Consider the following 15,650-nt stretch of genomic DNA (forward strand, 5'->3'; position numbering starts at 1 on the left):
ATTTTGTTGGTCAGCCAATCCCTGTTATTTGAGCGTCAAAACCATATGCCTGCGAACTGTGTTTTGTTGGACTTTAAACTAATGGATTAATAGTAACAAAATCGTTTCTTTTCTGGATGCAAATTTTCATAAAATTTTACGCTGTGTCTTATTCGCAATAGAGCCTTTAGCTTAGACTTGAAAATGTCAAAAAAATCTAAATATGTCGCGTTTCATAAGCCCTACGGGGTTCTTAGCCAATTCACCAGTGAAGGTGGGCATCAGGCTTTATCGGAATTTTCGTTGCCCAAGGAAGTGTATCCCGTTGGCCGGCTGGATCGAGATAGCGAGGGGTTGTTGCTTTTGAGCAATGATGGACCTTTTATCAAACGACTGCTTGACCCTAAATTCGAACATCCCCGAACCTATTGGGTGCAGGTCGAAGGGGAGCCTCAAGACGCGGATCTGCAAAATCTTGCGCGGGGAGTTACGATAAAAGGGTATCGTACAAAGCGCTGCAAAGCTCACTTACTGGTGCCGCAGCCACTGATAGAGGAGCGCGACCCACCTGTTCGCTTTCGAAAAAACATTCCGACAACTTGGATTGAAATGACATTGACTGAGGGGAAAAATCGTCAGGTAAGGCGGATGACGGCGGCAATAGGTTTTCCTACGTTACGTCTGATCCGCAAGTCCATCGGGAAGCTGCAGTTGGGCGATCTTGCTGCGGGGGAATTTAAATTCGTGCGAAAAGAGGATATCCTGCCAGGGCGATGGATGGAGTGGAGATTGGAGGATACCCTCTTTCACGAATGAGGCCTATGCCTCAATTAGTGAGCAAATAGGACCGGCGCGGTCATTTGCTCCAGAACTTCTTTTGTCGCCCCGCCAAGGATCATTTCGCGAATGCGGCTATGTCCGTAAGCCCCCATCACAATCATGTCAGCGCTTAAATCCACCAGAGAATCCAGGAGCGCGCTGCCCACGCTAATATCTTTCCAATGTCCGGATTTCAGATCTGCTTTGACCCCATGCCGGTCCAGGAATTGCAAAATCCGGGCATTTTCATTGGTTAGATCGCTTTGTGGATTGATATTTAACAGGGTCACCTTTTCAGCTTTCGTCAGAAAAGGGATCGCAACTTGAATAGCACGTGCAGCTTCGCGTGTGTTATTCCATCCAACCAATACATGACGTCCAAAATCGCGGAAACTTCCAGCGTAAGGGATGACAAGTACCGGAGTAGGGGAAGCTACCACAAGTTCGTCATTCAGATACAAATAGGGTGAGTCAGAAACTTCATCCGCATCCATTTGTGACACGACAACAAGGTCCGAAGACAGGGCGTACTGGCTCAGAATATCAATTGCATATCCCTCTTCAATGATTGTGCTACAGGAAATGTCAGCTCTTTCCACCAGTTCTTTGAAGAGTTTTATCGTTGTATCGGCGGATTTCTTTTCCTGCTCGCGTGTCTGTTCAACAAACTCTGGGGGAATATATCCCATGAAGGATGTGGATGGTTTCATAGGGGCGATCGTGTATACCGCTGTGATATGGGCGCCATGTTCATTGGCAAGACCCATTGCAGCCTCGATAGATTTTGCTAGAGTGGGGCTGTTTGTTAAGTGCAATAATATTGATTTAATAGTCATGTATCACCCGATTTCCAATCACCATAGTTGATGTATTATCTTTATCCGTTATTTGAATAGGGCGAATTGATTTGCCTCAATTGATTTTCACTTTAACAACCCTGACCTGATGTTGGGTCGTCATATTCTCACCTCAATACGCCATTATTTACCAACAGATCTCTCCTGTTGAATTGGAGGCCTTTTGATTTGAAATCAACGGGTCAGTCCCTTATTGTGCTGAGAAACAATATGCGAGTTGAACTCGCTTACGTCGTTAATTTTGTGGTGGAAAGCCTGTTAATATGGATGCATTGGACGCTTTGCTTAATCGGAAATCGGTGCCACGCCTTATGGAACCGGGGCCGGATGAGCAACAACTGGAAATCCTGTTCAAGGCAGCATTGCGCGCGCCAGACCACGCGGCACTCCGTCCCTGGCAATTCATCGTTTTTGAGGGGGAGAGCAGGGCTGAGTTGGGCGATATTTTCGCGGATGCTCTGGCAGCTCGTGAACCCGGTACTTCCGAAGCCGCTCTGGAAAAGGCTAAAGGTAAAGCCTTGCGCGCGCCTGTGGTAATAGCGGTGATTGCGAAAGTGAGCGAGCATCCAAAAGTTCCTGCAATTGAACAGAAACTTTCCGCAGGTGCCGCTGCACAGAATATCCTGATCGCGGCTCATGCCATGGGGCTCGCTGGAATTTGGCGAACTGGTGCAGCCTGTTTTGACCCATATGTCAGAAAGAAACTCGGTGCCGTGAATGAAGACGAAATTGTCGCGTTCCTGTATATCGGAACATCAAATGGGACACCACCGCTGCCAGAACTCGAAATTTCTGACTATGTTTCACGGTGGGAGCATTTTTCTGGTCCCGAAAATTAAAGTGGCACGGGTAATTGTTGCGAAAAACCTCGCGCATTTGATATTGTATGCCTCAAATTAGCTGACGATGTCAGTTGACCATTATTAACTGGAGCTTTGTGTGACTATCTTTCTCAACCGTTTGAGCCTTTTTTCCGTATTTTTTGGGCTGATGGCAGCCATTTCAACTGTTTCGTTTCAGGCAATTGATGCGCATGCGCAAGAGCAGATCCCGGTCGCAACTGCAGCTGTTGTTGATGTGAACAAGGTTCTCTTGTCTTCAACGCATTGGAAACAGGCGGATAGCACTATGAAGGCTCAAATTCAGAATGTGAACGATCAGATAGAGTTGCGGAACAATGCGCTCAAAGAAAAAGCTGATGAGCTGAAACGCCAGCAGGCTATATTGGCTCCTAATGTATTCCAGCAAAAAGCAGCGCAATTACAGCAGGAACAACGCGATCTGCAACGTGAAATGCAGGTAACGAACGCAAAACTGAATGAAACGCTGCAAAGTGTCAGGGGCCGCCTTAAAAATATTATTGTGGAAATTTCGGCGTCGGTTGCGCGTGACAAAGGGATGAATATCGGATTTGATCGCCCAAATGTTATCTTTTTCAAAGACGCAATTGATATCACTGACGCGGTACTTGAGCGTTTTAATGCTGCTAAAATTGAAATTTCAAGCGAGCCTGCAAAGCAGAATTAAAGCTGCGCCAATAACTGCTCTTTCAAACCTTCATCACAGAATGCTGCTTCTATTGCGTTCTGTGTAATCTGCTGCATTGTGGCTTCATTCCATCCGAAAGCCTTTGCTGTCTGCTCATATTCACGGCCAACCGAAGTTGCAAAAAACGGTGGGTCGTCGGAACTGATGGTGACCCTGCACCCTTTTTCCATTAATCGATTGATTGGGTGTGATTTGTAGTTTTCATAAAGGCCGGTTGCAATATTGCTGCCCGGACAAAGTTCGAGTGTAATGGCTTTTTCCGCGAGTTCTTCAACCAGCTGATCGTCTTCGATAGCGCGGACACCGTGCCCTAAGCGAACAACAGGTAAATGTTCAAGCGTTGCCCGTATACTATCTGGTCCGCCAAATTCACCTGCATGGTTGGTCGTGGGGAGCCCAGCTTCATGTACAATATTAAAGGCGGGTGCAAAATCAGCAGGGTGATGCATGGCCTCATCCCCTCCCATTCCAAAGCCAACAACATATGGATGGGGATTTTGGGCAACCTGCCGGGCAACCTGGGTTGCACTCGAGGCTCCTAAATGGCGCACGCAGGTCACAATAATTCTGCATTCTATTCCAAAGTCACGGCGGGCATCATCAATCCCCGCGCTGATGCCTTCCAAATGATCCACATAGGACATACCAGCGGCAGCGGCATGATCTGGCGATGAAAATGTTTCAACGTAAATTACATCTTCCTCTGCGCACCGCCTGAGATAGTCATAAGTTACAGCTCTGTAGTCATCGATTGACTTGATGGCAGCTGCAGCCTTGTCATAACATTTTAAAAAATCCCAAAAATCATCCCAGCGAAACTCCCCGTCTGAGGCAAAAGTCGTGGGATCCAGCTCTGCACCATTTCGCCCTGCCAATTCGCGGACCAACGCCGGGGTTGCAGTTCCTTCCAGATGCACATGTAGCTCTGCTTTTTTGACCATGCCTCTACCTTAGAAATGAAGTTCCATGTTTGAGTGGTGAAATTTCAAGATGAGCGGCAATCGTTTGCCCGATATCTGCAAAGGTATCTCTCTCGCCAATGTTGCCGGGCGTTATGTTAGGTGAATAGCCTATCACTGGTACAACTTCGCGAGTATGATCGCTTCCCGGCCATGTGGGATCACATCCATGATCTGCACTCAGAATAAGCAAATCATCGTCTTTCATAGCTCCCATGATTTCCGGCAACCGGGCATCAAACTCTTCCAGTGCAGCTGCATATCCACCTACATCACGTCGATGACCATAAGACTGATCGAAATCCACCAGATTGGTAAAGATTAAGCACCGTCTTCAGCCCTTTTCATTGCGTTAAGCGTTTCATCCACTAACGCCATGTTTCCAGCAGCTTTAACAATCTCACCCGTACCTTGATGAGCGAAGATATCGCCAATTTTGCCAACTGATATAACCTGCCGCTTTTCTTCCTGCAGCTTTACGAGCAGTGTGGGCTCCGATGGCGGGACTGCAAGATCTTTTCGGTTGCTGGTTCGGCTATAGTTACCATCTGCGCCAACAAAGGGGCGGGCAATCACGCGGCCGATTTCCAAGTCGTCGACCAGTTCGCGGGCAACAGCGCAGAGGTCATAAAGCCTTTCCAACCCAAAGCTTTCCTCATGGGCAGCGATCTGTAATACACTATCGGCTGATGTATAGAAAATGGGTTTGCCACGCGCTACATGCTCATCACCATGCAGGGCAATAATCTCAGTTCCCGACGCATGACAGTTTCCCAAGATGCCGGGAAGGTCACAACGCTCAATCAGTGTGTCTGTCAGCTCTTTTGGAAAGCAGGGAACTGTTTTGGGAAAATATCCCCAGTCAAACATTACTGGGTAGCCCGCCATTTCCCAGTGACCTGACGGTGTATCTTTGCCTCGGCTTTTTTCCTGTGCATAGCCATATAAGCCCGTAAATTCCCCGCCCGGGACTAGTCCCGTTGTGTTTTGCTTGTGAGCTGCGAGCAGGCCTAGACGTTCCATATTGGGAATTCGAAGTGGGCCTTCTCGATTGTTGGTGTTTGCTTTTCCTTGACTGGCCGCTTCTAAAATATGGCCAAGCGTGTCAGCACCTACGTCGCCAAATTTATCTGCATCCTTTGCAGCACCAAGGCCAAAACTGTCCAATACAATCAGGATTGCACGGCTCATACATCCTCCAGTGTTAATTTGCGCCGGACAATGGGACGGCTCGCTGGGGCTTCATCCACGATTGCGATAGCTGAGAGTATCCGTTTCTGTACAAGATTTGCCGTCTCCTCGTCCCGGGCATAAATTGTTGCGACAGGATTTCGTGGTCCAACCTTGTCGCCAATTCCTTTGATATGGGATAGGCCAACACTGTAATCAATATTATCACTGGCCTTGTGCCTGCCACCACCTAAATCCATTACCGCAACACCCATAGCACGTGTATCCATCGCCCCGATATATCCGCGCCGCGGGGCTATGACATCTTTTCGGACCGGGGCAAGCGGCAGGTATTTATCCGGATTACTCATCAGATCTGAAGGGCCACCTAAAGCGACAACCATCTGTGCAAACCGTTCCGCCGCTGTGCCACTGTTCAGGGCGCCCATAACGGCCATGGGCGCAGTCGTCGTGTCGGCAATTCCGGAAATGATCAACATTTCAGCACAAAGCTCTGTCACGACTTTTAAAAGTCTTGGCTCTTGATAATTTCCCAGCAGGAAATCGATGGTTTCCCGGACTTCGATGGCGTTGCCAGCAGTTGATCCAAGGACCTGATTCATGTCTGTCAGTAGTGCGGTTGTCGGCATACCGGCGCCATTTGCGACACTCACAATACTTTTTGCCAGTTCCTCCGCCTCTTCATAATCCTGTTTGAAAGCACCTGTCCCGTATTTGACATCCATAACCAGTGCATCAAGACCCGCGGATAACTTCTTGGACAGAATTGAGGCTGTTATCAATGCAATGCTTTCCACAGTGGCAGTGACGTCCCTTGTGGCATAAAAACGTTTGTCGGCGGGTGCAAGATCAGCCGTTTGACCAATGATGGCGCATCCAACAGATTTCACCACTTTGCGCAGTAATTCTGGATCGGGTGCTGTATTGTATCCGGGCACGCTGTCCAGTTTGTCCAATGTTCCTCCCGTATGGCCAAGTCCCCGGCCTGAGATCATCGGCACCGCTCCGCCGCAGGCAGCAACAATGGGGGCGAGCATTAAGCTGACCTTGTCGCCAACGCCGCCTGTTGAATGTTTATCAACAACAGGACCCTTAAGGTCCGCCTTCGACCAATCCATGACTTCGCCTGAATGAACCATGGCCTTGGTCAGCCATACCCGTTCCTGCATTGGCATATCACGAAAGAATACCGCCATTGCAAAGGCGGCAATCTGACCTTCGCTAATGCTGTTATCCGTAATGCCTTTGACCATGAAATTAATCTCTGCTTCGGTCAATGGCTGGCCATCCCGCTTTTTACGGATGATTTCCTGGGGGAAGAAATGCTCAGTCATCAGTTTTATTCACCGTACGGAATCCAGATATTTTTTACCTGGGTTGCATGTCTTAGAAACTCACGGCCCTCTGCCTGTTTGGCATCGAACCAGTCATAGGCCCTGCCATGGTTTGTCCAGGTTCGTTTCATATTTCCAGCGGAGGCACGCTCGACAAGTTCACTTCCTGCTTCAGGGCCAAAATACCATACGGACTTTACGTCATCATGTTCGGCCAGTGTTTTGGCAAGCTCGTCTCTGATCCCGGTAACAATGTTGAAGGCTCCAGCAGGCACGTCTGACGTTTCCAGAACCTGATAGAAATCTGTCGCTGATAAAGGATGCGTTGGTGATGGAACAAGCACGATCCGGTTCCCCATGGCAAGTGCAGGCGCTGCCAGTGAAATCATTGATAATAGCGGGTTTTCATCAGGGCACAGAATACCGATTGTCCCGATAGCTTCCTTCATTGCAAGAGTGACCCCTCGCATGGGAGGGGAGTGAACCTGACTTTCATATTTGTCAGCCCATGCACCATAGGAAAACAGGCGGGAGATGGAGAGTTTCACTTCCTCGGCGGCTTTCGCCTTGCTGACGCCAGTGGTCTCAATCAGCCGTGCAGTAAATTCATCCTCTCTGGCTTCCAGATTTTCGGCAATATAGTATAGAACTTGTGCTCGACCATGAGCGGAGTTCTGTGTCCACGCCAAATTTTTACGGGCAGCTTCTACTGCGTTACGAATATCCTTGCGATTGCCGTGACCAACTTCTGCAATTTTTTCACCTTTGGCATTCAAGACTGGCAGGCTGTATCCACTATCTGGACGAGCTTGCTTGCCCCCAATATAGAGTTTTGCCGTCCGATCGAGTGCCGTTTTGAGTCCGGTATTTTCTTTTGCTTTAACAGGTTTTGCATCTTTGTATTTGGCAAGTTTGGAAATAAATTTGGGCCTCAATACCTCATACATTCCTTCAAGGCCGCCTTCACGGCCATACCCGGATTCCCTGTTTCCGCCAAATCCGCAAGCAGCGTCAAACTGATTGGTGGAATTGATCCAGACAACACCACAGTCAAGTTTGGGAGCGACATCCAGAGCCAAATTTATATTTTCACTCCATACAGAAGCTGCGAGACCATACCGGGTGTTGTTGGCGATTTGAACAGCTTCACCTGGCGTGCGGAATGTCATGGTGACAACAACGGGGCCAAAAATTTCTTCCTGTGCGATGGTGCAGGCTGGCTGTACATCTGTAAACAGCGTTGGTGGATAGAAACTGCCATTCTTCGGTTTGGCCCAGTCCGGTTGCCAAAGATTGGCACCTTCTTCTTGCCCTGTTTTAACCAGCGCTTCAATTCGATCCAGCTGCATTGGGGAGACAATTGCGCCCATATCAACGCATTTATCCAGCGGATCACCTAATCGAAGTTTTTCCATTCGGGCTTTTAAGCGACTGATAAACCTGTCATGGATCCCTTCTTGCAGCAAGAGTCGAGATCCTGCACAGCAGACCTGCCCCTGATTAAACCAGATGGCATCAACAACCCCTTCAATGGCACTGTCAATATCGGCATCATCAAACACGATAAAAGGCGATTTACCGCCAAGCTCCAGTGTGAGATGTTTCCCTGATCCCGCTGTGATTTCCCGAATTCTGCGACCCACTCCCGTAGATCCGGTAAAGGCTATTTTATCAATGTCACTATGTTTTACGATCAATTCTCCCGTGCTGCCATCACCTGTGACGATATTGATCACACCATCGGGTAACCCCGCGTCGCGGCAGATTTCAGCAAAGCATAAGGCGCTTAGTGACGTATATTCTGCTGGTTTCAATACAACAGTATTTCCGGCGGCAATTGCAGGAGCGATTTTCCAGGCCAGCATTAACATTGGAAAATTCCACGGAATAACCTGACCAATGACACCCATTGGTTCGAAATCGGTAAATTCAGTTTCCTGAAGCTGCGCCCAACCGGCATGGTGATAGAAATGCCGTGCGACCAACGGAATATCTATGTCTCTGGTCTCGCGGACAGATTTGCCATTATCAAGCGTCTCAAGCACAGCCAGTAATCTGGAATTTCGTTGGACGGCACGGGCAAGCGCATAGAGATGGCGAGCCCGCTGATGTCCTGTAAGTGATCCCCAGCTTTTCTGCGCTTTGCGTGCAGCTATTACGGCCTTGTCCACATCTTGGGCAGATCCTTTAGCAAGAGTTGCCAGTTTTTCGCCTGTTGCAGGGTTTATGGTATCAAAAAAACCGTCGCTTGCCGGGGCGTTCCATTTTCCGTCAATGAAGTGAGCTAAGTGACCTTCATGAGCAGCAATCCAATTGAGTGCCTCCGCTTTGCTTTCCGGAGCCGGGCCATAGTCCATAGTGTCAAAAATCTCTGCAATGTTCATTGGTTGACTCCTTAAGCCATCGGGTGGCGGAAATCGGCTGAGTAGCGTCCGGTCACAAAATGTTCCAGCTGTCGTTCGATATCTCCAAGCAGGCTGGAGGCACCGATACGGAACAAATCCGGCTGCAGCCAATCATTGCCCAATTCCTCTTTCATCAGAATCTGATACCCCAATATGTCTTTGGCGGCGCTGATACCGCCCGCAGGTTTATAACCGATTTTGTACCCGGTCATTTCTTCATAGGCGCGAATGGCTCTGATCATAACAAGGCTCACCGGCAGGGTTGCATTTACACTTTCCTTGCCAGTGGAAGTCTTGATGAAATCAGCTCCAGCCATCATGGCGATCATGCTCGCCTTCGCCACATTGCGAAGTGTAACCAGCTCACCAGTTCCCAAAATGGCTTTCAGATGAGCTTCCCCGCAGGCTTCCCGAAATGCCTTTACCTCGTCATACAGGGCCTGCCAGTTCCCGCTAAGCACATGCCCGCGAGTAATCACAATATCAATTTCCTTGGCGCCAGCCGCGACCGAGGCTTCAATTTCTTTGACCCTAAGTTCAAAAGGGCTAAGACCAGCAGGAAATCCGGTGGATACAGCAGCAACGGGTATATTTGTCCCCTCCAGTGCTTCAACAGCGGTTTCTACCATTGTGTGATAGACACAAACGGCACCTGTGCTCAAATGCCGATCGGACATTCCGAGTGCTTCAAGAATATCCGGGCGTACCGGTTGGCGGGCTTTGGCGCATAACCGTTTGACACGGCCCGGCGTATCATCCCGCTCAGTGTCGTCAGATCGATACAGGAGATCGCTTTTAAGAGCCAGGCAGCCTGATACTCCTTTTTCACAGTACGTCTTCCGCCCAGTGTTTTTGCCCTGCGCTCCACAGCACTTAAATTGACATGGGTATCTTCAACAGCATCCAGTGAAAATTTCAGACCCGGGTTTCGGGCATGGGCATGGCTGTCGGGGGTCAGCTTGCTAATTGTCGCCATCGGCTTCCTCTTTCATGTGGGCTTTAAGAAGCTCACGTTTCAAGGTTTCCAGAAAAATAATGACCAGCTTTTCAAGGTCATTGGCAGCCAGTTTTGCACATTCCAGTGTTTGCTCATGGCTAAGAGCTGTTTTGCTTAAGCCTGCAACCAGATTGGTGATATTTGAAATGGCTGCAACCCTCATCCCGCAGTGGCGGGCGACGAGAACCTCAGGTGTGGTTGACATGCCAACCGCATCGGCGCCCAGTGTTTTAAAGGCTCGGATTTCTGCCGGAGTTTCAAAATTAGGGCCGGGATAATGCAAGTATACACCTTCGCTCAGATCAATGCTGAGCTCTTTTGCCACTGCTTTCAAATGTTCTCGCAAAATCGGATCATAGGCATCTTCCATTGAGAAAAACCTTGGACCAAATCGCTCATCATTTTCACCAATTAGCGGATTGCGTGATGTGAAATTGATATGATCACTTATCAGCATCAAGCGGCCGGGGCCGACCTCTTCGTGAAAACTTCCTGCTGCGTTGGTTACGAGCAGTATTTCCACGCCAAGCAATTTCATGACCCGGACCGGAACCGCCAGATCTTGGGGGTCGACACCCTCATACAGATGAATACGGCCTTGCATACAAATAACGGGCATTCCGCCAAGGCGCCCCAAAACCAGTTTTCCTTGATGCCCCTCGACCGAAGAGCGGGGAAAGTCTGGAATATCCGTAAAATTCAGACTGGCAACTGCGTCGATTTTGTCCGCAAGACCACCAAGGCCGGAACCCAGTACGATGCCGACACGGGGCATGAAACCGGGAGCTTGCTCTTTTATGAAATCGGCTGCTTTTTGAGGATCTAGAGGCATTACTTTTCCTTGATATAGGGTTGGCCGATCGCTTTTGGAGGCATAGCCCGCCCAACAAACCCAGCCAGCAAAATAACAGTCAGAATATAAGGCAGCGCCTGAATGAACTGCACTGGGATCACACCGACGACAGGTAATTCAACACCCTGAAGTCTCGCCTGTACCGCGTCGGTAAAGGCAAAGAGCAAACAGGCCAGCAAAGTTGGGACTGGCTTCCATTTTCCGAATATGAGGCAGCAAGTGCCAGATACCCTTTACCTGCAGTCATGTCGCGAATGAAACCGGCACCGTGAGCGGTCGAAAGGTATGTTCCAGCAATGCCGCATAGAAAACCTGTGACAGCCAAAGCTTTATAGCGGAGAATTTCAACTGAAATACCCGCAGTATCAACAGCATGTGGGTTTTCACCGACTGCTCGCACACGTAGCCCGAAACGGGTTCTGAAAAGGACATAAGCCACAATTGGTACCGCAGCGGCGGCCATATAAACGATTATATTGTGACCAGAAATAAGCTCTGCATAAATATAGCCGATAACGGGGATATTTCCGATTGCATCCGCAAAAGGCAGGGTAATGGAGGAAAAGCGCTCATCTCCATTCAGCGCCGGTGTACGCCCACCAAGTTTGAACCAGGCAAATCCCAGCGTTGGGGTAAGTCCAGCAACCACAATATTAATCGCCATTCCAGACACAACCTGATTTCCATTATGTGTAACGCAGGCATATGCATGCAATGACGACAGGGCGAGGGAGGCGGCAATTCCCGCCATCAGTCCCAGCCAGGCTGAACCGGTTGTGGTCGCAACAGCCGCCGCCGCAAACGCAGCGCCCAGCATTTTTCCTTCAAGTCCAATATCAACGACCCCTGCACGCTCTGAAAACATGCCGGCAAGTGCTGCCAGCACAAGTGGTGTCGCTACTCGAAATGTTGCATCAAGCAAGAGGATTGTGACTTCAAAAATTTCCATCAGTTATACCTCCGCCGTTGAAAGAGACTGTCGCTTCTTGAAAAAGCCTTCAATTTTTGGGCGGAACATATTCTCCAGAGCACCGGAGAACAGAATAATAAGTCCTTGAATGACAATAACCATTTCCTTGTTGATATTGCTCATTTCGAAGGAAAGTTCTGTACCTCCTTGATAGATAGCTCCAAATAGCAATGCGGCCATAAAAATACCAATTGGGTGGTTTCTTCCCATAAGAGCGACCGCAATACCAACAAATCCATATCCACCGGTGAAGTCCATCAAGACACGGTGATGCACACCCAGCAGTTCATTCACTGCAACGAACCCAGCAAGGCCGCCTGAGATTATCATTGCAAGAATTATGTTTTTTGAGGGAGAGATTCCCGCATATCTGGCTGCAGATTCGTTTTGCCCAACAACGCGAATTTCATACCCCCAACGTGTATGCCAGACGAAGTAATAAAATACGCCACTTAACAAAAGGGCGAGTATGAAACTAAAATTAAGGGGGCTGTCCGCCATTCCGGTAAATTCTGGCGCGCGGGCAAGCCAGGTGTGATCAGAAAATTCTCTCGTCTCGGGAGAGCCGCCAGCACTGGGGTTAATCATCACTTCAACCAGCAAATAGGTCATGACGGAAAAAGCAATGAAATTAAACATGATCGTGGTAATCACGATATGACTGCCCCGTTTCGCCTGCAGATATGCAGGCACATATGCCCATCCTGCGCCAAATACTGCGCCTAGCATGATTGCGAGCGGGATTACGGCCCAAAAGGGCAGAAAATCAAAGTAAAGCGCAGCTATTCCAACGCCAAGGCCACCTATGAAAGCCTGACCTTCCGCTCCAATATTGAACAGCCCGCAATGAAAGGCGATGGCAACCGCAAGCCCGGTGAAGATGAAATTTGTTGTGTAGTATAACGTATAACCAACGGCTTCGGGGTAGCCGAAAGCTCCGTAAACAAGAACTTCAAGTGCTTTAATCGGATCATCACCAACGATTAAAATTACCACCCCGGAAATCAGGAAGGCGGCAACAAGGTTTATCAGGGGAATAAGCCCCAGACTTACCCATGCAGGCACCTTTGACGGGGCACCGAATTTTGATTTTGTCTCAGACATTAAGATACTGCCTCACCCTCAGGATCCGATACATGCAACTCCTGATCGGAAATGCCTGCCATCATCAGACCAAGCCTTTGCTCAGTTGCTTCACTGGCATCCAGCTCACCAACGATCGCACCATCGAACATGACGGCAATCCGGTCAGCCAACGACATTACTTCATCAATCTCTACAGAAACGACCAAAATTGCTTTGCCCTGATCGCGCATGTGAATGAGCTGTTTGTGAATGAACTCAATAGCACCAATGTCAACACCACGGGTTGGTTGTCCAACCAAAAGCACATCCGGGTCTTGTTCCATTTCTCGCGCTAGTACAAGTTTCTGCTGGTTTCCACCGGAAAAACCTGATGCTTTCAATGTGGCATCTGGCGGGCGAACATCGAACTTTTCGATATAGGTTTCACAAGCCGACACCATTTTGGTGCGATCCAGCGTAGCACCTTTGTTAAACATGGGCAGATCGTGATAGCCAAGAGCCGTATTTTCATTGGCGCTAAAACTCAGGACCAGTCCTGCTTTATGGCGATCTTCGGGAACATGCCCCAGACCAATTTTACGAAGATCACGGGCGTTGAATTTGGGGTTCTTGACCAATTCTTCCCCTTTATATCGAATGCTCCCTGACGTGGGTGAAATTATACCGCCCAAGACTTCAAGCAATTCGGACTGCCCATTTCCCGATACGCCAGCGATACCGAGTATCTCTCCTGCACGTAAGGTGAGGCCAATATTTTTCAGGCGAGCAACCCCATCCTCATCAATATAATTGAGGCCTTCAATGGTCATTAAATCTGCGCCAGGTGTCGCTTTTTCCTTCTCCACTCTAAGAAGGACACTTCTGCCAACCATCAGTTCTGCGAGTTTTTCCCGGTCGGTATCTTTCGTCGCGACATGAGCGACCATCTCGCCTCTGCGCATAACGGATACATGATCTGTGATGGCCATTATTTCGCGCAATTTATGGGTAATCAGGATCACCGTCTTACCCTGTTCACGCAACGTATTTAAAATTCGAAACAGGTGGTCCGCTTCCTGCGGTGTCAGAACCCCGGTGGGCTCATCGAGAATAAGTATCTCCGCGCCGCGATACAGGGCTTTTAGAATTTCAACCCGCTGGCGAAGTCCAACGGGTAAATCACCGACCAGTGCATCTACATCCACTTCCAGTGTGTATTCCCGCTCCAGCCTTTCAAGTTCAATTCGGGCTTTTTCAATACCGCCGGCCAAGCGATTCCCGCCTTCAACTCCGAGGATAATATTTTCAAGTACCGTGAAGGTATCCACAAGCATGAAATGCTGATGGACCATTCCGATACCGGCTTCGATGGAGGCTTGCGGATTGTCAATGTCACACAAGGCGCCATTCACATAAATTTCGCCTTCATCCGCCTCATAGAAGCCATATACGATACTCATCAACGTGGATTTACCAGCTCCATTTTCGCCGATAATACCGTGAATTGTGCCGCGGCCCACGGACAGGGAAATATCCCTGTTTGCGTGGACCGCGCCAAACCACTTGTTGACTCGGCGCAATTCAAGCGCCGGGGCATTAGTCGTCATATCAGTCAATCAAATTACTTGTATTCAGTGACTTTGATTTTACCGGAAATAATATCTGCTTTGGCAGCTTCCAGTTTTTCAATCATTTCAGCAGTCAGCAGACCTTTGTTATGCTCATCGACAGCATATCCAACACCACCTTCTTTCAGGCCAAGGACTTTAATGCCTGGTTTCCAAGTGCCGTTTTTAGCTGATGTAAAAGCGTCTTCTACAGCGACATCAACCCGTTTGAGCATAGATGTCAGCATAGTGCCTGGCTGTAAATGGTTCTGGTTGCTATCAACACCAATTGCAAGCTTTCCGCTGTCCTTTGCTGCTTGGTAAACACCCATTCCTGTACCGCCAGCGGCTGCATAGACAACATCTGCACCGCGGTCAAACTGGCTTTTTGCAAGCTCACCACCTTTTGTTGGATCATTCCAGGCAGCAGGTGTTGTTCCAGTCATGTTTTCAAAAACTTCAGCATTAGGATTGGCAAATTTTGCACCTTCCTTGTAACCCAGTGCAAATTTGCGGATGAGGGGAATATCCATTCCGCCCACAAATCCGACTTTACCTGTTTTGGATGCCATGGCTGCGGCCATTCCAACAAGGAATGAGCCTTCATGTTCTTTAAAGACTACAGACTGAACATTTGGCAGATCCACAACCATATCAATGATGGTGAATTTTGTGTCCGGATTTGCTTTTGCAGCTTTTTCAACCGCAGCTGCCTGTGCAAATCCCATGGCAACCACAATATCTGCTCCTTTGCGGGCCATGCGTTTTGTCGCCTGCTCGCGCTGGGATACTTGAGTTACTTCAAACTCCATATATTCAATGCCAGTCTTTTTCTTGAAAGCCTCGGCTCCGTTATAGCCAGCTTCGTTAAAAGACTTGTCAAACTTGCCGCCCATATCAAAAATGATGGCTGGTTTGAAATCGTCAGCCTTGGCGATGCCAGTGACGGCGACTACAGCTGCCGCAATGGCAGTCAGCTTAAGTTGTTTGAACATTCTTGACTTCTCCCTGTCATGTTTCGAACGCTTACAGATAATTCCCTCTAACAGAACTAACGCAAATACTG

At 48.8% G+C, this 15,650-nt stretch carries 11 protein-coding genes and 3 pseudogenes; 3 read left to right on the forward strand and 11 right to left on the reverse strand.

Features of this window, described 5'->3' with window-relative positions; all coding sequences use genetic code 11:
* Positions 1-183 precede the first annotated feature (183 nt).
* Positions 184-795, forward strand: a complete 612-nt coding sequence (locus JCM23214_RS15220) for a pseudouridine synthase (RefSeq protein WP_025899691.1) — start codon at positions 184-186, stop codon at positions 793-795.
* 14 nt (positions 796-809) lie between these two features.
* On the opposite strand, the gene JCM23214_RS21250 is transcribed toward JCM23214_RS15220, so the two are convergent.
* On the reverse strand, positions 810-1,634 hold the full coding sequence (locus JCM23214_RS21250) for a universal stress protein (RefSeq protein ID WP_084264874.1): 825 nt from the start codon (positions 1,632-1,634) through the stop codon (positions 810-812).
* Positions 1,635-1,918: 284 nt separating this feature from the next.
* Here JCM23214_RS21250 and JCM23214_RS15230 point away from each other — a divergent pair, with 284 nt between their 5' ends.
* Positions 1,919-2,494, forward strand: a complete 576-nt coding sequence (locus JCM23214_RS15230) for a nitroreductase family protein (RefSeq protein WP_025899693.1) — start codon at positions 1,919-1,921, stop codon at positions 2,492-2,494.
* 100 nt (positions 2,495-2,594) lie between these two features.
* Positions 2,595-3,182 (forward strand): OmpH/Skp family outer membrane protein, encoded by a 588-nt coding sequence (locus tag JCM23214_RS15235; protein WP_025899694.1) that lies wholly within the window; start codon positions 2,595-2,597, stop codon positions 3,180-3,182.
* Here JCM23214_RS15235 and JCM23214_RS15240 read toward each other — a convergent pair.
* The 10 genes and pseudogenes from JCM23214_RS15240 to JCM23214_RS15285 form a co-directional block, all read right to left on the reverse strand.
* Positions 3,179-4,144: an adenosine deaminase gene (locus JCM23214_RS15240; protein WP_025899695.1), complete on the reverse strand. Its 966-nt coding sequence runs from the start codon at positions 4,142-4,144 to the stop codon at positions 3,179-3,181. The two genes, JCM23214_RS15235 and JCM23214_RS15240, sit on opposite strands and share 4 nt — an antisense overlap.
* Positions 4,145-4,148: 4 nt before the next feature.
* Positions 4,149-5,353: pseudogene (locus JCM23214_RS21255) on the reverse strand (phosphopentomutase).
* On the reverse strand, positions 5,350-6,687 hold the full coding sequence (deoA, locus tag JCM23214_RS15250) for a thymidine phosphorylase (protein ID WP_025899696.1): 1,338 nt from the start codon (positions 6,685-6,687) through the stop codon (positions 5,350-5,352). Before deoA ends, JCM23214_RS21255 begins: the two are co-directional and overlap by 4 nt.
* A gap of 5 nt (positions 6,688-6,692) precedes the next feature.
* A complete protein-coding gene (locus JCM23214_RS15255; RefSeq protein WP_025899697.1) occupies positions 6,693-9,071 on the reverse strand; it encodes an aldehyde dehydrogenase family protein in 2,379 nt (792 codons plus the stop codon).
* Positions 9,072-9,082: 11 nt separating this feature from the next.
* Positions 9,083-10,068: pseudogene (gene deoC / locus JCM23214_RS21260) on the reverse strand (deoxyribose-phosphate aldolase).
* Entirely contained in the window at positions 10,055-10,921 is an 867-nt protein-coding gene (locus tag JCM23214_RS15265) for a purine-nucleoside phosphorylase (RefSeq protein ID WP_025899698.1), read from the reverse strand. The pseudogene deoC and the gene JCM23214_RS15265 overlap by 14 nt, the downstream one beginning before the upstream one ends.
* A pseudogene (locus JCM23214_RS21265) lies at positions 10,921-11,885 on the reverse strand (ABC transporter permease). Before JCM23214_RS21265 ends, JCM23214_RS15265 begins: the two are co-directional and overlap by 1 nt.
* Positions 11,886-11,894: 9 nt before the next feature.
* A complete protein-coding gene (locus JCM23214_RS15275; protein ID WP_025899699.1) occupies positions 11,895-13,016 on the reverse strand; it encodes an ABC transporter permease in 1,122 nt (373 codons plus the stop codon).
* Complete coding sequence (locus JCM23214_RS15280; RefSeq protein ID WP_025899700.1) at positions 13,016-14,584, reverse strand: ABC transporter ATP-binding protein; 1,569 nt, start codon at positions 14,582-14,584, stop codon at positions 13,016-13,018. The genes JCM23214_RS15275 and JCM23214_RS15280 overlap by 1 nt, the downstream gene beginning before the upstream one ends.
* A 14-nt stretch (positions 14,585-14,598) precedes the next feature.
* On the reverse strand, positions 14,599-15,579 hold the full coding sequence (locus tag JCM23214_RS15285) for a BMP family lipoprotein (RefSeq protein WP_025899701.1): 981 nt from the start codon (positions 15,577-15,579) through the stop codon (positions 14,599-14,601).
* Positions 15,580-15,650: the final 71 nt, after the last annotated feature.

The organism is Sneathiella glossodoripedis JCM 23214 (assembly GCF_000616095.1).
Classification (GTDB): Bacteria; Pseudomonadota; Alphaproteobacteria; order Sneathiellales; family Sneathiellaceae; genus Sneathiella; species Sneathiella glossodoripedis.